The organism is Paraburkholderia sp. RL18-101-BIB-B (genome assembly GCF_046026985.1).
GTDB lineage: Bacteria > Pseudomonadota > Gammaproteobacteria > Burkholderiales > Burkholderiaceae > Paraburkholderia.
Window position 1 is genome coordinate 1 of record NZ_JARESV010000083.1, and the last position, 19,783, is coordinate 19,783.

The 19,783-nt window shown below is 59.2% G+C and carries 14 protein-coding genes and 5 pseudogenes; 11 read left to right on the forward strand and 8 right to left on the reverse strand.

Annotation, left to right across the window (positions count from 1 at the left end):
* Positions 1–361 precede the first annotated feature (361 nt).
* Positions 362–589 (reverse strand): annotated as a pseudogene (locus P0D73_RS44105) (IS5/IS1182 family transposase); the annotation flags it as partial.
* Between the two features lie 301 nt (positions 590–890).
* Between P0D73_RS44105 and P0D73_RS44110 the strand changes: the two are divergent.
* The 3 genes and pseudogenes from P0D73_RS44110 (at position 891) to P0D73_RS44120 (ending at position 3,624) form a co-directional block, all read left to right on the forward strand.
* On the forward strand, positions 891–1,148 hold the full coding sequence (locus P0D73_RS44110) for a DUF3050 domain-containing protein (RefSeq protein ID WP_408435979.1): 258 nt from the start codon (positions 891–893) through the stop codon (positions 1,146–1,148).
* Positions 1,108–1,676: pseudogene (locus tag P0D73_RS44115) on the forward strand (DUF3050 domain-containing protein). The gene P0D73_RS44110 and the pseudogene P0D73_RS44115 overlap by 41 nt, the downstream one beginning before the upstream one ends.
* Before the next feature lie 865 nt (positions 1,677–2,541).
* Positions 2,542–3,624, forward strand: a complete 1,083-nt coding sequence (locus tag P0D73_RS44120; protein WP_408436005.1) for a serine hydrolase domain-containing protein — start codon at positions 2,542–2,544, stop codon at positions 3,622–3,624.
* 310 nt (positions 3,625–3,934) lie between these two features.
* Here the strand turns inward: P0D73_RS44120 and P0D73_RS44125 are convergent.
* From P0D73_RS44125 to P0D73_RS44145, 5 genes and pseudogenes are all read right to left on the reverse strand, one after another.
* Positions 3,935–4,147 (reverse strand): annotated as a pseudogene (locus P0D73_RS44125) (LysR substrate-binding domain-containing protein); the annotation flags it as partial.
* Positions 4,148–4,991: 844 nt separating this feature from the next.
* Positions 4,992–5,150, reverse strand: a complete 159-nt coding sequence (locus P0D73_RS44130) for a hypothetical protein (RefSeq protein ID WP_408435981.1) — start codon at positions 5,148–5,150, stop codon at positions 4,992–4,994.
* 350 nt (positions 5,151–5,500) lie between these two features.
* Positions 5,501–5,791 (reverse strand): hypothetical protein, encoded by a 291-nt coding sequence (locus P0D73_RS44135; RefSeq protein WP_408435983.1) that lies wholly within the window; start codon positions 5,789–5,791, stop codon positions 5,501–5,503.
* 332 nt (positions 5,792–6,123) lie between these two features.
* Positions 6,124–7,272, reverse strand: coding sequence for an alpha/beta fold hydrolase (locus P0D73_RS44140; protein ID WP_408435985.1), 1,149 nt, complete (start codon positions 7,270–7,272; stop codon positions 6,124–6,126).
* 363 nt (positions 7,273–7,635) lie between these two features.
* Positions 7,636–7,926 carry a hypothetical protein gene (locus P0D73_RS44145; RefSeq protein ID WP_408435987.1) on the reverse strand — a complete coding sequence of 97 codons (291 nt, stop codon included), beginning with the start codon at positions 7,924–7,926 and terminating at the stop codon, positions 7,636–7,638.
* Positions 7,927–8,769: 843 nt separating this feature from the next.
* On the opposite strand from P0D73_RS44145, the gene P0D73_RS44150 reads away from it, so the two are divergent.
* The 8 genes and pseudogenes from P0D73_RS44150 to P0D73_RS44185 all read left to right on the forward strand — a co-directional run bounded on the left by P0D73_RS44150 (position 8,770) and on the right by P0D73_RS44185 (position 17,283).
* Entirely contained in the window at positions 8,770–9,159 is a 390-nt protein-coding gene (locus P0D73_RS44150) for a response regulator (RefSeq protein ID WP_408435989.1), read from the forward strand.
* A 158-nt stretch (positions 9,160–9,317) separates the two neighbouring features.
* Positions 9,318–11,054 carry a ubiquinone-dependent pyruvate dehydrogenase gene (poxB, locus tag P0D73_RS44155; protein ID WP_408435991.1) on the forward strand — a complete coding sequence of 579 codons (1,737 nt, stop codon included), beginning with the start codon at positions 9,318–9,320 and terminating at the stop codon, positions 11,052–11,054.
* 8 nt (positions 11,055–11,062) lie between these two features.
* Positions 11,063–12,454 carry a cytochrome ubiquinol oxidase subunit I gene (locus P0D73_RS44160; RefSeq protein ID WP_408435993.1) on the forward strand — a complete coding sequence of 464 codons (1,392 nt, stop codon included), beginning with the start codon at positions 11,063–11,065 and terminating at the stop codon, positions 12,452–12,454.
* Between the two features lie 10 nt (positions 12,455–12,464).
* Complete coding sequence (cydB, locus tag P0D73_RS44165) at positions 12,465–13,457, forward strand: cytochrome d ubiquinol oxidase subunit II (RefSeq protein WP_408435995.1); 993 nt, start codon at positions 12,465–12,467, stop codon at positions 13,455–13,457.
* A 238-nt stretch (positions 13,458–13,695) separates the two neighbouring features.
* A pseudogene (locus P0D73_RS44170) lies at positions 13,696–13,908 on the forward strand (heterodisulfide reductase-related iron-sulfur binding cluster); the annotation flags it as partial.
* 91 nt (positions 13,909–13,999) lie between these two features.
* On the forward strand, positions 14,000–14,701 hold the full coding sequence (locus tag P0D73_RS44175) for an FUSC family protein (protein WP_408435997.1): 702 nt from the start codon (positions 14,000–14,002) through the stop codon (positions 14,699–14,701).
* A gap of 4 nt (positions 14,702–14,705) precedes the next feature.
* Positions 14,706–14,816, forward strand: a pseudogene (locus P0D73_RS44180) (LysR family transcriptional regulator); the annotation flags it as partial.
* 262 nt (positions 14,817–15,078) lie between these two features.
* Positions 15,079–17,283, forward strand: coding sequence for an FUSC family protein (locus P0D73_RS44185; RefSeq protein WP_408435999.1), 2,205 nt, complete (start codon positions 15,079–15,081; stop codon positions 17,281–17,283).
* A 345-nt stretch (positions 17,284–17,628) separates the two neighbouring features.
* Here the strand turns inward: P0D73_RS44185 and P0D73_RS44190 are convergent, their stop codons facing one another.
* Together P0D73_RS44190 and P0D73_RS44195 are read right to left on the reverse strand one after the other, a co-directional pair.
* Positions 17,629–17,934 (reverse strand): DUF4148 domain-containing protein, encoded by a 306-nt coding sequence (locus tag P0D73_RS44190; RefSeq protein WP_408436001.1) that lies wholly within the window; start codon positions 17,932–17,934, stop codon positions 17,629–17,631.
* A 571-nt stretch (positions 17,935–18,505) separates the two neighbouring features.
* Positions 18,506–19,519, reverse strand: coding sequence for an IS110 family RNA-guided transposase (locus P0D73_RS44195; protein WP_408436003.1), 1,014 nt, complete (start codon positions 19,517–19,519; stop codon positions 18,506–18,508).
* Positions 19,520–19,783 lie beyond the last annotated feature (264 nt).

The window sequence follows — 19,783 nt, forward strand, 5'->3', positions numbered from 1 at the left end:
TTGCGGCGGCCTCACGCATCATCCTTTAGCCAGATCTCGTAGTGGGTTTCGCGGCTGATCAATCCTTCTGCGATGTGGAAAGTAAGCAGAACACGGACCTTGGCTCGAGTCCCCACGGGTACCCGCGTGCCAGCGCAGGCGGCTAACACGAGAGTAGCGGCGGCAAGGATCAGCGGCGAAAAGTGCTTGCGGACACGCCCATCATTCTCGCGATCATTGACCGCTTGGCGGCAGACGCAAGGCCGCGCATGTCGCTTTCGCCTCCGGAGGCCAATCTTCTGAAAGTACTCCTCGACGAAATCTCAGGGGCTCAAGGCTTATCTAGTCGGCCCTGAACAATTCGTCTTGCGTGCAACCGGCGTCACGCCATTACATCGGCGGCAATGCTGAGGTTGAGCAAAGCGGCAACAACGAAGGCATAAAGAAGCCGTAGCTTCCTGAGGATCATCCGCAGGTTGTAGCCAGCGCCGCACAACACCGCGTGGATCGCATCGCCCAAGGCGCCTTTGAGCCAGTTTCGATCGAGCTTTCCGTCTGTCTTCATGTGGCCGATGACGGGCTCGATTGCGCTGCGTCGCCTGATCATCGCAGAACGAGAGTCACGGCCGGCTAGCACACGAGTCCAAACGATGTTGGATTCGAATGATTTGTTACCGACTGCAAGCTTTTTAGAAGATGCATGGTGATGAAACTGAAAGCGCAATGCCATCCTCATTTTCATCGTGCGGTCGTACGCGACCGCTCCCGTAATTCGGCAACGCCACCTAACCCGGTTACTCGCTTCCTTGTAAACAGCGGTAAGGACACTCCAGACAATCATCGGGAAGCAGATGGAATTTTGTGCGGCCTTCCTTCGTTCCGCTCTCTGTCACTACCGGGTCGGAGGGCATATGTCTTACCAAGAGGTCAATAGAGGCTTACAGATAAATGATCATGCAGATCTGGCAGAAGCGAGGCGGCGCTTGCCGGACCACACTATTTACAGAAAAGTCGCAAGCGTCGAAAGCCTGCGGTCGTTTATGAGAGCGCATGTCTTTGCCGTATGGGGATTTCATGTCGCTGGCCAAGCGACTTCAACGCGAACTGACGTGCGCGTCACTACCCTGGATGCCCTCAAAAGATCGAGAAGGTGCGCGCCTGATAAATGAGATTACTCTCGCCGAAGAAAGTGACATCGGCCCCGACCGATCCCCGATAAGCCATCTTGAACTATATGTTGGCGCTATGAAAGAAGTGGGTGCAGACACGAAACAATTCGAGACATTCTGCGGGCTAATACTTCAGGGCCTCTCACCGACCCACGCTTTGAGCGAGTGTGCTGTTCCTGAACACGTCCAGGCGTTCGTCCTGACCTCCTTGCGTGTTGCGCTGACAGGAAGTCTGGAAGAGGTAATGGCGTATTTTTTCTTCGGAAGAGAAGATGTCATTCCGGGAATGTTCGAGCGTCTGCAAGCCGCCCTAGGCGGAGAAATTGAGATAACCTACTTTAGGCATTACCTAACCGGCATATCGAACTGGATGGCGGAGAGCATGGACCTGCAGCCCTGAACATCCTGCTGAAGCAGGTGGGAAATGATCGAGTCCTTCAAGAGCAAGCAATCAAGTATGCGGTATCGGCTATCGAAGCTCGCATTGGACTGTTCTCGGGTATAGAACGCTCGTTGCCCCTGTACTGAAAGTAACCTGGTTTCTGTCGACGCCAAAGATTTGTGATCAACGTATTGGAATAAACCAGGACCCACCATCGTTATGGACAGTAACGTGACGGCGCGACGACATAAGGTGCCGCCCGTAGGGCCCGCACTGCGGGCGCTTTTTTACCGGGTTCGAAGCGGGTCCTGACGCGTGACGCAAGTTGCTCCCGCCTCGATGCCCCGAGTGCCAACAGGAGATTGCAGATGAGGAAGTTTCGAATTCATTCGGCGGTTTTGATGGGTGTTTCGCTTGCGCTGTCGGTGCTAGTGACTGGATGCGCATCGCCAGGAGATATGAGTGATTCGGGTAGCAGCAATATGGGCAGTAGCATGAGTAGCAGCATGGGCACTAGCGCGGGCGGCTATTGAGAGAGCGAAGGTAGCTTTTTCGTCCCGAGTGAATATCGAAACTGAACCGATCAAAGCGAGGTGTTGCTGATTGTACGCGTCGAGGAGCTGACTTATCAGCGAGCTTCCATCTTATCTGAAGTGCCCATAGGCGCGGTGGTGTCGCGCCTATGGGCTCGGCGCCACTTGACGAAGAATGCTTACTAATTGAGTGGCCTGAGAGCGGTCGCTATCGCGACAGTATTTTGACGGCTCGGAGCCACACGACTTGCACTATCCTGCCGATATCCAGGCTGCCGATGCACATCTCCACGAGTTCTGTTGGGCCGATCCCTCATATGGAGGTGTTCCAAGCAACGACTCATATTTGACGGGCAGCACCGCTACTCCTGTGCGCGGCCGCTCGCTTTATTCCGGCATTGAACGGTCAATGTGCTCCATTAGGTAGACGTACGGATCTGTAGGCCTGAAAGGTAGTGATGGAGGTTATGTGAGTGACATGGTGAAAGCGTTTAGCAGGGACCCGGCACGCAGTTCTCATTTTCCCGACGACACCGCGCTTAAGAATATCCTCGCCGAGCGCATTGACGTGTGGCAGCAGGGCGTTGGTATCGTACTTGGCATCATCGAAGGAACCCGGCGGCGCATAATCAGTCACGGTCGCTTCGGGCACGACGATCCCCGCAAGCCAGACGGTGATACCTTGTTTGAACTTGGCTCTGTGACGAAGGGCTATACCGGGCTCTTGCTAGCGGACATGGTACGGCGCGGCGAAGCGGCGCTCGACGAGCCGGTGCAGGACTTGTTGCCGGCGGGCGCGTCCGTACCGGTGCGCAACGGGCGCACGATTACGCTGCACGATCTCGCGACTCACAGGTCCGGACTGCCGCCCATGCCTGAGAATTTTGTGGGCGATGAAACAGCCGACGCATATGCGAATTACTCTGTCGATGATCTTTATCAGTTTCTGACCACGCATCAAATGATTCACAGGATCGGTGCCAAGTTTCGATATTCGAACCTCGGGGTCGGCCTACTAGGCCATGCGCTTTCATGCCGCGCTGGAAGGGACTACGAATCGTTGATTCGCGAGCGAATTCTGTCACCTCTCAGTTTGGACAGCACGGCCATAGAGCTTTCCGACACTTTGAAAAACCGGCTTGCCCCAGGCCATGATCTGAAGCTCAAGCCGACCCCCAACTGGAACTATGGACCGCCTTTCGCGGGGGCTGGCGCCTTGCGATCCACGGTCAACGACCAGCTGACGTTCATCGAGGCGATGCTCGGATCGCGTCCTTCATCTCTTGAGGCCGCAATCAGCGACACGGTCGTGATACGGAGGTCTCGCGGTGAGCGTGCTCGCGAGGTTGGGCTCGGTTGGGGCGTGGATTCCCTGGAAGACGACGAGATGGTCGTGCACAGCGGCGAGACGGCGGGGTACAGCGCGGTGGTCGCTTTCTTGCGCTGGGCCGCGGTCGGCGTCGTCGTGTTATCCAACGCGCGGTGCAAAATTGCGGATATCGGTCTTCATCTGATCAACCCCAGCATCCCGTTATCGCGCTCGCCGATGCCGCTCGCTTAAGATGAGATATTTTTTGGGTCTGCACGAATGCGATTCGGTTGGGCTTTTTGGGGTAATCGTACTTTTCGTGCGGAATCTGGCGGTTGTTACATGCTGAACCGCTAGCAAAAAGGCGTGATGACGACACTGTTTTTGCGCAATCGGAGAGCGCGCAAGTCAATGATCGATGATGGGTTTCAGGTTCAAGCCGCCAGAAATTACACGAAAAGTACGATTACCCCTTGTTCTACAAACCGGCCGTTCGTTCGTCGTGGCGTGCAATAAGGCTACTGTCCCAGCGAGAACGAACCGAAGCGGCAAATGGCAACTCCTACGCCAATCGCAGATCCCACAACACATCAAGTACGTGTTGCGTGGAACGCTCAACGTACTCCGCACGATGTGCAATGCCGAGCCGACGCCACAACGCCGGGCGCAGCGGACGCATGACAATGCGCCTGTCGGGTAATGGCGTAGTGGCCTCATGGGGCAACAGCGCTGCGCCGTAACCTGCCGCTACCAGACTCTTGATCGCGTCGTTGTGCCAGCGGATCGACTCATGCACGCACCACGACTGAAAAAATGGGCTGCCATTATCGGCCATGACAGCACCATCAGGCGTCTCGCGTGTTACCCTGGTTTGAACCTCGAGCAAAGCCGATCGGGCACGCAAGCTCACGCTCGTGGGCGAGGCCGTTCTGCGGCGCGTTGAGCGCGGCGAAATGGACGAAGCCGAGTTCAGGCAAAAATGATGGACGAGGCTCTCACGCTACCGGCAGACCGGGCTTTGTTCGACCTCGACTGAATGTGTGGTCCGATGCCTGACGCGATTCAGGCAAGGGTTGCAAACGGCTGACGAAGTGCAGAGCGCACGATGCCACAAGGGATTTCGTTCACCAGCCTGTAATCGGAATGTTATTTTTATGAGGACACGCGGACCAATGCAGAGTTTTACTCTCGCTCAGCTCGAACGGGTAATCCAGTACTAGCGCAGCCATCATGATCAGGCGCGGCTATATCACAACAGTTCAGATGGTGTGCGGCAGGTGCAGTTGCTAACGGCGCTCCATGAACGGCTGCTCGAACAGCGCCTGGGGGCGATCGACCTTGATCAGATCAACAGTGCTGAGTTTGCTGCGTTCGGTTGCCTGTTTGGCGTGCCGCCGGCGCACCCGGGGGCGTAGCCAGCCAGTCGTTGTGGCCGTTTAGCGATCAACAAACGACGCCCTTCCGGCGATGACCGATGCGCGCAACATCAGGTGAGTCGAACCGCGGGGTGCGGTGAAAGCCGTCCCGGCTCACGACTGCAATGGTGGTCGGCACGCGCTGTTTGGCTAGTGCTGCGCGATGATCTTCCCGGACGGTGATCCTGTCTGTCTTTGATGTCGTTATGCTTCGGTGCCTGAAGCATCGATTGCGCTGACTCCCGGCGCGCCGGCGGCTTCGTCGGTCACAGGCGGCTGCCCCGGCCATGCGTGACCCACCGGATGCGGATGCAGGATGCCCAGCGCATGCCGCTCGATAAAAATGAGGTCGATCCAACGCACGGCGGTCTGATGCCTTGCTGTTATCCGCGCATGCAATCCGTCAAGCGCCTCGACTGGCGATACGCCATTTCCGATGACTGTACGGGGCCGCGCGCGCCAGCGGCGCAGCGCGGTCTCGATCTAGGTAATGGAGAGTCTGGCAGCGGCGCCCCGGGCGGTGGACGGGTGCATGAAGAGGGGTTCCATGGAGGCGGATTCTGTCGAGGTGCCGGAAAAAATACCGACGTGGGTTATCAGGTCGCGTGGAGTGCCGGCGAAGTCCGTTTGTGGTTAACGAACCATTCAGCCTCGTCCGGCATTGTCGCGATCTGCCGAAACGGCGCGGGGTTCAGGGGCGGTCCGGCCGGGTCTCAGCCGTGCCCGGCAACATCGGCATGCTGCTCTTCGCAGAGATCGGCACGTAATTCGGCATGCAACCTGGTGCCTTGTGCGCGGATCGCGGCGATCAGTTCGGCGGGCGTGATCTCGTAGCGTGTTTCGCGGTGGATGCCGGGTTTGCGCGAGTCGGTGTCGATCAGCATCACACTGCGGCCGTTGGGGGCGGCTTCAAGGCGCACGGTGCGCCGGATCATTTCGGAGACCGGGTCGATCCCGATGAGCAGTTGTACTGTGCCATGCACACCAGCATTGGGGGAAGACATCGGTCCGGTTCTCCTGAAAAGGGGCATGTTTCCACGCTTTTGCGATCTCATTCATAGTGTCTATAAAAAGTAGCGATACTAATTTAGTATAATGAAATAACTACGGCTGTAATGTTAAGGAGCGCCGTTCAGTTAAGCACTGAACGGCGCTTTCTTTTCATCAATTGCAATCGATCCGCATGGCGGCGCCGACATCGCCTGCACGCGCCGCGTTCAGCACCGAGTACTGAACAGGCTCAGGCCGCTGCCGCCATCTCGCTGTCCAGCTCCTGGCGAACGCGCCAGCACTATTGCTCCTGGATAAGCGTTCCAGCAGGCATACAGCGTTCATGTCACTGGGCATTCGCAGCCGCCTGGCGCACGTCATTCGCGTCCCTGCTTGCGTAGACTTTGGTGAGGAAGGCCCCGATGGCCTGATTCTGGAAATCCACTTCAGGCGGGGTGACCCCGGCGGCGGAAAAATGACCTGAAGGCCAGCGCGGTTCGATCGTTTCGAATTGCGCGCCGTGAATATAGCGTGTGGCTTCCACTGCTTCGGCTTCAGGGTTGAGCAGATCGCCGACCCCGGCGAGAATCAGCGTGCGCGCCCGGATCGACCGTAACGCCTGATGGTAGTCGCCGTTCAGACCCGGTGTGGTGCCGATGTCATGCGCATCGTAGGCCCACGTCTGATAAACCCAGTTTCGCGCATCAAAATTTTTCCACCCGTCATCTTCGGTTTTTGCGAGCCACGACTTGGCATCGTCACTCTTGGGCATCGTATTCCTGAGCAACTGCGGCGTGCGGGTGATCAGCGCCATAGTACCGGCCCACAGACGCATTCCCTCTTGCGGCGGCTGGTTCTGCTTGTAGTTTCCGTTGTCCCAAGCCGGATCGGACATGATTTCTTGACGCGTGAGATCGAGCACGGCTTTGGTCCACGCGGGCGTGCGTCCCAGCGGGACGATCGGAACCAGCGCGTCCATCATGTCAGGATGACTGACGCCCCACTGCAACGTCTGCATGCCGCCCATTGATGCGCCAACCACCGCGAACAGATGCGTAATTCCGAATTTGCCCGTAACGAGGCGGTATTCCGAATTGACCATGTCGCGAATCAGGAAATGCGGGAATGACATGCCGGGCTGGGCGACGCTGTTGGACGGCGAGGTTGTCAGACCATTGCCGATCGCGTCGGTCGTGATGATGAAGTACTTGTCGGTGTCGAGCGCCTTGCCTGGGCCAATCAGGTAATCGAGTCGATGGTGGTTGCCGCCGATCGCAGTGACCATCAGGATCGCGTTCGATTTCGTGGCGTTTAGCGTGCCATGTGTCTCGTACGAGATCGAAAAGTCCTTGATGACCTGCCCGCTTTCAAGTGGCAGGTTCCCTTCAAAATACCTCTCGGCAACTCCGCCCGCAGCCGACTGCTGGGCTTGTGCCGCGGCGGCAATGCCAAATACTAATGTGATAGCGGTAAGCCCCTGTTTCAAACGTCTCATTCCTTGCACCATTCGTTGGGAAAGGCGTGAGTTTGCACGAAGCGGGCGCTTTCTGCAGGCGAACTCTCCTGAGGCGAAGCCTCGTTAGACAGTCTCTTTCAACACGTCCGTCAGGATTGCAGCAGCCTTTGATAGCGAATGACCGCGTCTCATGATGATTGCGATGGGCTTTGTTCGGGAGGTTAGGGATGCTGGTGGTGCGGACGCAATTAGGCTTTTTTAACGCACCTCGCCTGACCAAATGCATTCCATTGATTGATCGGGTTGGCGATGGCGCGGGAGAGCGTTCTATTTGGTGGGGTCAGGCGTTGAGTTGGAGGGTGGTGTCGTTGGCGGTAAGCCGGGGTACCACCGTTCGAAGTCCTAGCGAAGACGGCCGTCGATGACGCGGATTCGCACCTGAGGCAGAAGGTGTGCACTCTGCGGCGACCAACGCATTTGCTGCGATTTCGACATGCGCTTGTCGATGATCTGGTTGACGGCCGACTCCACAAACGCGCTCGAGATGCGCTCACCAGCCCGATACCGACGGCCATAGTCGGGTAACGATTCGGCGTTGTTCTTCAAGTATTGAAGCAACCCGGCGGCGAGCTTGTGGGCTCGAGTCACCACGGCCTTGCCCGCCAAAGAAGGCCGCGCGAGCCGGTTCAGCAAGGACTCGAGCCGGGCGATGGCCGTGACGGGTCGGCCGTGCCACAAGCGCCACCTGATCGAGTCGACCCACTCCGATAGCGGGCGTGCTCTCGTGAGGGCAACCGTGCTGCGGCTTGCTTGCTGCACACGACGTTGCTCAACACGGTCAGGTGCCGCGTCAGGTGATACCAGTCCAGCACATGTGTCGCCCTGGGCAGTACCGACAGCTGCAAGTCACGCAAGCGGCTGTCGCCATCGGTGAGGACCATCAGGTTATCGCTGCTCCTGCCCTGTTCGGCAACGGCTCGCTGTACCCGCGTACGCGAGTGCTGGTCGACGGTGCGCACAAAGCCCACGCTGCTCTGCGCGCCGTCGTCGGCCAGTAGCCGTCCAGCAATGATCTCGAAGGCGTGCCCTGCAGCGGGGTCGCAATGGCGAACATAGCCACCGTCCAGGCCTACTGTAGTGACGTGAGGCTGGGGCGTGCGACGACCTCGCGGTTTCACGGGCGCAGCCGTCAGCGCCGATTCCAGGCGGTGTCCGACGTGCAAGGTGCGAGCGCGCACTGTGCTGGCACTGTTGCCCGCCCCAATGGGCAAGAGCTTGCTCAGGAGCTCCGCGCTGCGCGCGTAGGGCAACACTGAGGCAAGCTCGTTCTGGACGCATTTGTAGCTTCGAACAGCCGACCATAGACAGTTTCTGCGCGAAAACTCTGATCACCAACCTAAGGTGACCGTGTGTCCGGCCATGAAGTCGGGCCTCTCACACAATCCTATTATTCATTTGCGGGTAGACGAAAAGTAGAATTTCCGTCGTACGTGCTGCTCAAGCCACGCGGTACCACAACTGAAGGCCGGCTACCACATGAATACTAAAGGAACTACAGACGTCCTCGTTATCGAAGACGACCCGATCCTGCGCGAAGCGATAGGGGAGTGGTTGCAGGTGGCGGGATATGGCGTGCGCAAGGCTATCGATGGCAGGGCGGGGCTCACAGCCGTCATGCTCGCTGCGCCGTCACTGAACGTGACCGATACTCACATGCCCGATTTGAGCGGAGCCGTAGTCATCGCGGAAATAAAGGGGATCCATCCCACAATGCCAATCATTGCAATATCGGGCCTTTTTGACTCAAGGGAAGGTTTCGATGCAGATGCGGCCTTCGCGATTAGGGCAGCAAGGGCTCTAGCGAAGCCGTTCAAGCGCGTCGATTTGCTTTGTGCGGTTGGAGATCGGATGAACGCGAGCGCATAGACCGGCTGTACCTGCGCGGTGCGCGATATGTTCGCGCAGCGGCTGCTTCGCTCGAACGACGGGTCGCGGGGCAAGCTTCACAAGGGTGCGAAGCCGCGGCTGCCATTACGTGGCGTGCCGAACGATTTGAAACTGAAGGTCTTTATTGGAGAATTGCAATGTCAATGACCGTATCGGAGCAGTTTGTCGAGGTACTGGTAGCTGCAGGCGTCAAGCGGGTGTACGGCATCGTCGGCGATAGCCTCAACGGCTTGACCGATGCGATCCGCCGTCACGGCGACATCGAGTGGATTCATGTGCGACACGAGGAAGTTGCTGCATTCGCCGCGGGAGCCGAAGCACACCTGACGGGCTCGCTCACTGTCTGTGCCGGCAGCTGCGGGCCGGGCAATCTTCATCTGATCAACGGCCTGTTCGACTGTCATCGTTCTGGCGTGCCGGTGCTGGCGATCGCCGCGCATATCCCGTCGCGGGAAATCGGCAGCGGCTACTTCCAGGAAACCCATCCGGAGTCGTTGTTCAAAGAGTGCAGCCACTACTGCGAACTGATCTCGAGCGCCAGCCAGATGCCGCGTACGCTGGAAATCGCAATCCGCGAGGCGACCGGCAAGCGTGGCGTGTCAGTCGTCGTGATCCCTGGCGACGTCGCGTTGCAGCAGGCGGTCGATGCACCGCCGCCTTCGCCAGCAGGCCTGTTGCCGCCGCAGGCGGTCGTCACGCCGGCCGAAGCTGATCTCGACCGGCTGGCCGCGATCCTCAACGGGCAGGGCCGCGTGACCCTGTTGTGCGGTTCGGGTTGCGCGGGCGCGCATGACGAGGTAGTGGCGCTGGCCGCGCAACTGAAATCCCCGATCGTGCATGCGTTGCGCGGCAAGGAGCACATCGAATGGGACAACCCGTACGACGTGGGCATGACCGGTCTGATCGGATTCTCGTCGGGCTACTACGCGATGCTTGATTGCAATCTGCTGCTGATGCTGGGAACGGACTTTCCGTATAGCCAGTTCTATCCCCGCAAAACCGGCACGCGCATTGTCCAGATCGACATTCGTCCCGGCCATCTTGGGCGCCGCGCGCCGCTCGATCTGGGCATCGTCGGCGACGTGAAGGCGACGCTCAGGGCACTGATGCCGAAACTGCAGGAGAAAAACGACTCCGCGCATCTCATCCAGGCTCAGCAGCATTATCACAAGGCGCGCAGGGATCTCGACGCGCTGGCGCAGGCCGGTGCCAGGAAGTCGCTGATCCATCCGCAGCAGGTCGCCAGGGCAATCAGCGACCATGCAACGGAAGACGCCGTGTTTACCTGCGACGTTGGCCTGCCGACGGTGTGGGGCGCGCGCTACCTCGCGATGAACGGCAAGCGCCGGCTGATGGGATCGTTCTGGCACGGCTCGATGGCGAACGCCATGGCGCAGGCGATCGGCGCACAGGCGGCTTTTCCCGGCCGCCAGGTCATCTCCATGTCGGGCGACGGCGGTTTCGCAATGCTGATGGGCGATTTCCTGAGCCTGGCTCAACTGGGTCTGCCGGTGAAGGTGGTGGTCTTCAACAACGGTGCGTTGGGCTTCATTGAACTCGAACAGAAGTCCACGTCGTTCGTGCCGATCGGCACCGAGCTGAACAATCCGAACTTCGCTGCCATGGCCGAAGCCGTCGGAATCCGCGGTATCCGCCTTGAAAAGCCCGACGATGTCGAACCCGGCATTGCCGCGGCGTTCGCCCACAACGGTCCGGTGCTGATCGACGCAGTGGTCAACCGGATGGAGCTGGCGATGCCGCCCGCGGTCAACCTCGAAATGGCCAAGGGGTTCTCGCTCTATATGGTCAAGGCGATCCTGAACGGGCAGGCGGACCAGGTGATCGATCTCGCCCAGACCAACCTGTGGCGCTAGGGGGCGTGATGGACATCACCGCACTCATGCTGTCGCGCCTGCAGTTCGCCTTCACCGTATCGTTCCATATCATCTTCCCGTCGTTCACGATCGGGCTGGCGGCATGGCTGACGGTACTCGAAGCGCTGCATCTGATCACCGGGCGGCCCGCATACCGCCGGGTATTCGACTTCTGGCTGAAGATCTTCGGGATCGCATTCGGCATGGGCGTGGTCTCCGGGATCGTACTGGCTTTCGAGTTCGGCACGAACTGGAGCGAACTTTCGCGGCTTTCGGGGCCGATCCAGGGGCCACTGTTGTCCTATGAGACCTTTACTGCCTTCATGCTGGAGGCGTCGTTTTTCGGCATCCTGCTGTTCGGCAAGAACAGGGTGAGGCCGGGCTTCTATCTGTTTTCCATCGCGATGGTGGCGCTCGGCACGACACTCTCGGCGTTCTGGATTATGGTGAACAACAGCTGGATGCAGTATCCGGTGGGCTACACGATCCAGAACGGCATCTACGTGCCGGACGACTGGGCGAAGATCATCTTCAGTCCGGTTGTATGGGTGCGGTTTCCTCATATGCTGCTCGCGGCTTATGTCACTGGCGCGTTCTGTGTCGCCGCGACAGGTGCGTGGTACACGCTGCGCAGGATGTGTCCCGCCGAAGCGCGGATCATGCTGCGTATGGGCCTGTTTCTCGCGGCGATCCTTGTGCCGGTTCAACTGCTGTTCGGACATCTGGTCGGCGATTATGTGCACCGTTACCAGCCCATCAAGTTTGCAGCGATCGAGGCGCGTTGGCACGACGAACAACCTGCATCCGAAGTGCTGCTTGCATGGCCTGATGCAGCGCACGAAAAGAACGACTACGCGATCTCAGGTCCGGTGCTCGGAAGCCTGATTGCATCGATGACGCTCGATTCGAAAGAGGTCGGTCTCACGGATTTTCCGCGCGGCGAGCGGCCGCCGATTGCCATTCCATTCTTTGCCTTCCGGGTCATGGTGGGGTGCGGTCTTCTCATGCTGCTGGTCGCTTGGGGCGGGACCTTGCTGTCGTTCAAGGAGCGTTTGCCACGGCGGCGCGCGTTGTTGTGGACGGTATTCCTGTGCTTTCCGCTGCCGTTCATCGCGACTCTCACGGGCTGGTTCACCGCCGAAGTGGGGCGGCAGCCCTGGACCGTCTACGGGTTGCTGCGCACCGCGGACGCCCTCACGCCGTTCCTGAGCCCACGTGCGGCGGCGGGTTCGCTAATCGTCTTTTGTGCGACTTACATCTTCATCTTCGCCTTCGGTACCTACTACATCTATAAGTTGCTCAAAGGCGGACCTGCCGAGGATCTGCTGCATACGCCGCCTGTCGCCTTGCCGAACCGTCCGCTTGCGGCGGCGGCGGAACTGCCGTCAACGGTCAAATGATCCGGGGGAAATGGAAATGGTCCTCTACTGGTCGCTGATACTCGCTCTCAGCATGTTGCTGTACGTGTTGCTCGACGGTTTCGACCTCGGCGTAGGCATCCTGTTCGGCCTGACCCGGGACGAAACACGCCGGCGTCATATGCTGGCCGCCGTGTCGCCGCTGTGGGACGGCAACGAGACCTGGCTGATCGTCGCCGGTGTGGTGTTGTGGGGCGCATTTTCGCAGGCTTACGCGCTAATGGTCTCCGCGTTCTATGTGCCCGTGATCCTGATGCTCGCGGGCCTGATCTTTCGCGGGGTCGCCTTCGAGTTCCGTGGCAGGGCTCGCCGTACGCGGACAATCTGGAATGTTGGTTTCGTGGTGGGTTCGGTCATTGCCGCCTTCATGCAGGGCGCAATGGTCGGCACGCTGGCCAAGGGCCTGCCGGTCGTCAACGGCCGCTTTACGGGCGACGTCATGACGTGGTGCAGCAGTTTCTCGGCGCTGTGCGGTGTGGCGTTATGTGCCGGCTACGCTCTGCTCGGTGCGAGCTGGGTCGTCAAGAAATGCGAGGCAGATGCGCGTGACGCTGCGTATCGTGCAATTGCGCCGTTGCTTCTGGTGGTGCTCGTTTTGTTGATCTTGCTGTTCGTTCATGCACTTCACGAAAACCTCGCGATCATGCACCGTTGGCTGGATCGTCCCTATCTCTTTCTTGTGCCGTTGGTCGCACTCGGCGCAATCGCCGGCACCCTGACCGGCGTCAGGCGGCGTCGCGACAACCAGCCGTTTCTGATGATCGTGCTGCTGTTCATCTGCGCGTACGCGATGCTGGCCATCTCGTTCTGGCCATACATGATCCCGTTCTCGCTAACGGTTGCTCAGGCAGCAGGTCCGCATGCAAGCCTTGCCTTCATGTTCTGGGGCGCGGGCCTGTTCGTCTACCCGTTGATGTTGATCTACACGATCTACAGCTACAACGTGTTCAAAGGCAAGGTCGACCTGACTTCGGGTCATTACTGATGAACGCCATCGCCACCCACCATATCTACGGTGCGTGCTTCAGGTTGTAGGTTGGCCCGAGTGGTCAGTTACATATACGGGCCAATCGGCTGGATTCCGGTTGTAACGCAATGCACGCGGTCTGCAATCCGCCGGCAAGCGAAGATCGGGAATTTCAATTGCGTGACGAGCTTGCCATGAGGTATCGCGATTCGACAGGTTCGTTCAATTGAAGTCATTGGTAGTCACCGGAGACATCATGAAAGTTGCCTTGTTTGTTCCATGTTTCATCGACGCCTTTTTTCCGCACGTCGGCATCGCAACACTCGAGCTTCTCGAGCGTTTGGGTTGTGATGTCGACTTTCCGCTTGAGCAGACATGCTGCGGACAGCCGATGGGCAATAGCGGTTGCGAGAAAGACGCCACCGCCACCGAAGCGCTCTTCGTCAAGAACTTCTCCGGCTACGACTACACCTCAGCGTTATTATCTGGACTGCGAGATTCGGCTCTGTCGAAGGCTTCTCAAGACGATGGTTACTGACGCCGCGAGCCAGGAATTCGTCATGATCGGCTTTGCGCTCATCGTTCAACCGAAAGGTTTGATTGCCGGCCCGAAAGGCGCAATCATGTCGAGACGCGCGGGTGGCCAGCGGATTGGCCCGGCCCACAAACACCGAGGATTGCGGCAGTTCTTGCGTGATCTCTGGAATGAGGCAATCGCTGGCAGCCATTTTGGCCGCTATTCGGCTCGGTTGGCTCTGGGGACAATGATCGCCATCGCGATCTCGACGCACCTGCCAATCAAACAGGGATACTGGCTGGTGCTGACAAGTCTGTTTGTCGTGCAACCAAACTTCGCCCAGACGTTGGAGGTCTCAATGTTGCGCGTCGGAGGTACGATTCTAGGTGCGACGCTGCCTTCGGTATTGGGCTTTGCGTTTCACAGCCCATTGCTGCTCGCACTGACGATACTTCCCTTGCCAGCCGGCTCGCTGGCCGCGCGAGCGGGCGGTTATGTTTCATATATTCTGTTTCTTATGCCTCACTTCATTCTGGTTGCGCAGCTTGGACTGCCGACGGGCTCACCCTGGGAACTAGCGATATGGCGTAATGTGAATAGCACAGCCGGTGCAGCCCTTGGAATCGTCATCACTTTGATTCTATGGCCGGGCTGGGAAAAGTATAGCCTCGCGAGTTCGGCGAGCAACGCAATTGCCTGCACGGCTGCATGTTTGTCTAACCACACTGAAAAACTGGTCGGATAACGGCCGTTATCCCTCGCGAAAGTTCACCGATGCGAAGACACGGACGTGGGTCGAGTTTCTGCGCGTCCATCTACCGGAAGTCATTGCAAGCGACCAGGCATTGCTTGCTGGCTGACCGACGATGAAAGATATGGACGGCAGGTACTCTCTCAAGGCCGGCCTCAAGCTCAGTTCGAAAAAACGCGTTCGTGTCGAGCGGGGCCGTCCGGTACCGCGCCGATTGAGGGAGTGTCCTGCATTCGATGGCGTCCTTGGCGATCCTCGTCCAGCGAGTCGCGTAGACAGCAATTGACCGTATTCGCAGCGTCTGCAGTCAACCACACCGCTGCGAGCACACCTGCTCGCGCAGCGGCAGCTCAGTAAAGACAGGATCGACCATGTCTATCGCGCCTTCTTCCCCTCCGGATCCGACGCCGCCGCTTGCGGCGTTCTACGCGGCTGCCGTCGACTGGACACGAACCGACGGCCGCACGTGGATCTATCTGTTCAAGGCACTCGCAGCCGCGCTGCTCGCGCTCGGTATCGCGATGAGGCTTGAATTGCCACAGCCGGGCAGCGCGATGACCACCGTGTTTATCGTGATGCAGCCGCAAAGCGGGATGGTCTTCGCGAAGAGCTTCTATCGGATCGTTGGCACGCTGGTCGGTCTGGTTGTGATGCTGGCGTTGCTCGGGCTATTCGCACAGCAGCCCGAGCTTTTCATCGTCTCGACCGCAATCTGGATCGGCTTCTGTACTGCGGGCGCCGCACGCTATCGCAACTTCCGCTCGTACGGCTTCGTGCTGGCGGGCTATACGGCCGCGGTGATTGGCTTCCCCGCAGCACTACATCCGCAGGATGCGTTTCTGGCCGCGCTCACGCGGGTGACCGTCGTGATGGTCGGCATCATCAGCGCGGGTACGGTCAGCGCGCTGGTGTTCCCGCAGTACGCTGGCGAAAAGATGCGCACCACGGTGCGTGAACGCTTTTGTACGTTCGTCGAATTCGTGTCGGCGTCGCTGTCGGGACGGCCCGATCGCGCACATATCGAAGCGGTCAACGCGCGTTTTGTCGACGACATCGTTGGTTTCGAGGCCATCCGTAGTGTCGCCGTGTTCGACAGCCCCGACGCGAGGATGAGGCGTGGCCGGCTGTCGCGTCTGAACAGCGAGTTCATGACCGCGTCGACGCGCTTTCACGCGCTGCATCAACTAATCAACCGGCTGCACGACGCGGGCTCGTCGGTGACGATCGAAGCCCTCGAGCCGTATTTCAAGGAAATCGCGCCGCTGCTCAGCAGGTCGGGCGAACCGGTGCTGAGCGCCGCCGATGCAGCACACGCGGCCGCCCGGCTCGAAGCCTTCAAGGCCGCATTACCGAGGCGCGTGCGCGCGACGCGCGCCGCACTCGAGGTGCGTCCCGACGTGCGGTGGCTCGACTTCGATACCGCGGCCGAACTGCTTTACCGATTCGTCGACGACCTGCACGCGTACACGGCGACCTATGCATCGCTTGCTGTCGATACGCACGAACGCGAACGCTCGGTCGAACGCTATGAGGCGAAAACGAACGCGATTGCCGCGGGCGTCGCCGGTGTGCGGGCCGCGCTCGTGATCATTGTGCTGGGCGCGTTCTGGATCGCGACCGCGTGGCCGAGCGGCTCGATGCTTTTGCTAACGGCGGCGACCTACTGTGCGTTGGTTTCGTCCTCGCCGTACCCCACGCGCTTCGCACTCCAGATGGCCGGCGGGACACTGCTCTCGTCGCTGGCGGGACTAGTCGCGATGTTTGTCATTTACCCGCACATCGACGGTTTTCCGCTGCTGTGCGCGGCACTCACCCCGTTCCTGTTGATCGGCGTCTACATGACGACGAAGCCATCAATCGCCGGCTGGGGCATCGGGTACTGCATCTACTTCTGCTTCCTCGCCGGCCCGGACAACCTGATCCACTATGACCCGATGAGCTTCATGAACAACGCGCTGGCGCTGGTGCTGGCGCTGCTGGTGTCGTCGATCGCGTTTGCCGTGCTGCTGCCGCCGTCGACGCCGTGGCTGCGCAACCGCCTGCTTGTCGACCTGCGCCGCCAGGTCGTGGCCGCCTGTCATGCGCGTCTGACGCGACTGCGTTCGCGCTTCGAGAGCGGCACGCGCGATCTGATGTTCCAGATCAGCGCGCTTGCCGAAAACGAGACTGAGGTCAAGCGCGACACGTTGCGCTGGCTGTTCGCCGTGCTCGAAGTGGGCAACGCGATGATCGATCTGCGCAGCAAGCTTGCAACGTTGCGGACCGAAGCGCGCTATGCGGAGACGATGCCGTGGCGTGCACCGATCCGCACGATGCGCGACGCCGTCGCAGCGCTTTTCGGCCAGCCGAATCCGGACCGGCTGGCTGCCGCGCTGTCGGCGACCGCCGATGCGATCGCCGCGGTCCAGCAGACGCTGGTGACATTCACGCCGCCGCGTGAGGCGCGTCACCTGTTGCAACGCGTCCTGAGTGATCTGCATTTCATTCGAAGCGCGCTGCTGGATCCTCAATCGCCGCTGGCGGCGCTGGCCGGCGGAACCAGCAATGCGTGTGAAGGAACTCGTCATGCCTCGTGAGATCGCCGTCCTTTGACGCGTACATGCCGGCCACCCGCAGGATGTAAGGTCGCTCTGCGCTACGTCCAACCGGCCTATTTCATCTCGATGCGCGGCAGTCCTCTCGCGCACTGCATTTTTCCAGACGCACGACGGGGTATTCAAGGCGACGTTATGATCGCGGACCTCTTGACTTGAAGTGGGCCTACAGGCACCTCACGGCCTCATTCGCGCCGGCTGCGCGCAACGGACAACAGTTGCGGTACACAACTGAGTACCGCCATACCCAATGGACAAGTTTAATTTTGAAACGACAAAACGCGCGGATACACCGCGCGCCTGAAGAGTTGCTTTCTGTTGATTGGCTTAGGGATTGCCGTACATCGAGCGCCAGTCGGCGGCTGAGACCGAATGCCTGGCACCCGATGCGGAGGAACCGTTGGCTACACCACCATAGCCAGTCGATGCGCCATTTTGGGCAGCCACGTTTGATTCGGCTGCCTGGGTTTGAACCGGGTAGCTCGTGTTGGTATCAGCCGGGCCAGCTTTTTCAAACCGAACCAGCTGCGCGCGAACTTCGGCACGGGTAAGAGGCGCGTTCGACTGAGCGTACGACACGGCGGGGACAGTAAGTACAGCGGCGACAGCAACTGCTTGGATAAGCGATTTCATGGTGGACCTGCAGACTGTATTTTTGTGCAAACGCCCGTTTGCGCAGTGATTCCAGTCTAGAGGAGTGGGCGGCAAAGAATAAGGGATTACCCTGGAATGGACTTTTATGAAATTGATGGAGAATGGGATGCCCACCGTCGATCGAGGTAATTCTGTCACCCATTCAAAGGCCAAGGTAAACGGGTAAATTATCTCCCTCACGCATTGTTTTTGCGTGGTTGCAATCCGGTCTCGGCCACACCGCGCCGCGAAACATGATGACGCGTCCGGTTTCTCGTCTGTGTGGTTGCGGAACTGATCCGCACCAGTCACCCATCGGGATCAAGGCAGGCGCAACTGAGCTGGCGTTTGCCCCTGGCTCATATCGAGCTCCAGAAAACCGTCGGTGCCAGGCCAATGTCCAGGAGTACATGACAATTCCAGGGTTACCCTTTTGCGGGCACCAGACTGTTGTCGGCTCATGGTCTAGGCGTCTCAGTGTTCGCTGCATCGGGATGGCCGGGGGCTGCGCCCAATCAATCCACTGGGTTCAAACCAACACAATTACCGGGCTCGCGGCCCCCCGCGAAACTTAGCTAAAGCATCGTTGAACCTCGAAGGGCTTACCGTCGCGCATCATGTAGTAGGCAGCGCGCGCCAGCTTGTGCGCGAGTGCCTTCATCGCGACCACCGGCAGGCGCTTCGCCTTCTTGCGTTCATAAAAGCGTCGCGCTTGCGGGCAGGTTCGCAGCGAGATCGCTGCGGCCTCGATGAACGCCCAGGCGAGATACTTGTTGCCGTTCCTGGTATTGCCTTCGCCTTTTTTCTTGCCGTTGGAGATCCGCTTGCTCTCGACGCACCGGCAGTAGGAGCTGAAGTGACCGACGCCGGGAAATCGCGTGATGCTCTCTGTCTCGAGCATGATCGTTGCGGCAAGCACGTCGCCGATGCCTGGCGTGGTCTTCAGAATGCGGAACTCCGAGCGCAATTTCACTTCCTGATGAAGAATGGTTTCGAGGGAGGCGATTGCCGTGCGTAGCGTGCGCAAGACCGCTAGGTTCGCCATCAACGCGCGTTCGACGTGCGGCGGCAGCGCGAGTGCTCGCACCGCTGCGTCGTCGAGACGCTGTACGTGTTCACCATTGATGCGCAGGTTCAACTGCCTGGCCAGCAGGCTTTCGATACTCAGGACGTGCAGGGTGCGTTGCTGTACAAGCTGCATGCGCTTGCGCGCCAAGTCGCGCAACGCACGTTCGCGCGGCGGATAGATGTAGCCTTCGGGCAGTAGTCCAAGCCGGAAAATGTGGGCAAGGAATACGGCGTCGCGTTCGTCACCGGAGTACTTCAGGCCCTCGTACTGCTTGATCGCTGCGGTATTGGCCAGATGTACGGCAAAACCAGCGGCCATCAGTCCGTCGACGAGCCAGTACCAGTTGAATGTCGATTCCACCACGACTCCCTGCAGTTCGTCACGCCAGGGCATTAGCGCTGTCACGATCAATGCAAGGTCGTTGGTCAGCCGCTTGCAGTACAGCACCCGATCGTCGTCGTCGATCACCGCGACCACGGCGTTATTCGAGTGCAGATCGATGCCGCTATACTTCATTTCAGCCTCCTGAAGGGTTGGTTGAGCGTTGCATCTCAACTCTAGACCCTGGCCACCCCTTTCTCTGGGGCGGGCAGGAGGCCTTTCAGATGATTATCAATTCACGTTCTAGAATTCGAAGCCCGTCCATGAGGTATTTATCTTATGGAACATTCCCTTCATTCGACTGCTTCGAGCGGTGCGACCCGTCCCCGGGGCGCGCACCGGTTCGAAGTCTTCAGCCCAAAGTTGAGCCGCCGGCTAACGTTTTACCGGCGCGCCATG

Excerpts from the sequence above, each read along its gene's own strand:
- P0D73_RS44185 (WP_408435999.1), top strand. The coding sequence starts at position 15,079 with ATGTCTATCGCGCCTTCTTCCCCTCCGGATCCGACGCCGCCGCTTGCG.
- P0D73_RS44120 (WP_408436005.1), top strand. The coding sequence starts at position 2,542 with ATGGTGAAAGCGTTTAGCAGGGACCCGGCACGCAGTTCTCATTTTCCC.
- poxB (WP_408435991.1), top strand. The coding sequence starts at position 9,318 with ATGTCAATGACCGTATCGGAGCAGTTTGTCGAGGTACTGGTAGCTGCA.
- P0D73_RS44150 (WP_408435989.1), top strand. The coding sequence starts at position 8,770 with ATGAATACTAAAGGAACTACAGACGTCCTCGTTATCGAAGACGACCCG.
- P0D73_RS44195 (WP_408436003.1), bottom strand. The coding sequence starts at position 19,519 with ATGAAGTATAGCGGCATCGATCTGCACTCGAATAACGCCGTGGTCGCG.
- P0D73_RS44140 (WP_408435985.1), bottom strand. The coding sequence starts at position 7,272 with ATGAGACGTTTGAAACAGGGGCTTACCGCTATCACATTAGTATTTGGC.
- P0D73_RS44135 (WP_408435983.1), bottom strand. The coding sequence starts at position 5,791 with ATGTCTTCCCCCAATGCTGGTGTGCATGGCACAGTACAACTGCTCATC.
- P0D73_RS44110 (WP_408435979.1), top strand. The coding sequence starts at position 891 with ATGTCTTACCAAGAGGTCAATAGAGGCTTACAGATAAATGATCATGCA.
- P0D73_RS44160 (WP_408435993.1), top strand. The coding sequence starts at position 11,063 with ATGGACATCACCGCACTCATGCTGTCGCGCCTGCAGTTCGCCTTCACC.
- P0D73_RS44190 (WP_408436001.1), bottom strand. The coding sequence starts at position 17,934 with ATGAAATCGCTTATCCAAGCAGTTGCTGTCGCCGCTGTACTTACTGTC.
- P0D73_RS44175 (WP_408435997.1), top strand. The coding sequence starts at position 14,000 with ATGATCGGCTTTGCGCTCATCGTTCAACCGAAAGGTTTGATTGCCGGC.
- cydB (WP_408435995.1), top strand. The coding sequence starts at position 12,465 with ATGGAAATGGTCCTCTACTGGTCGCTGATACTCGCTCTCAGCATGTTG.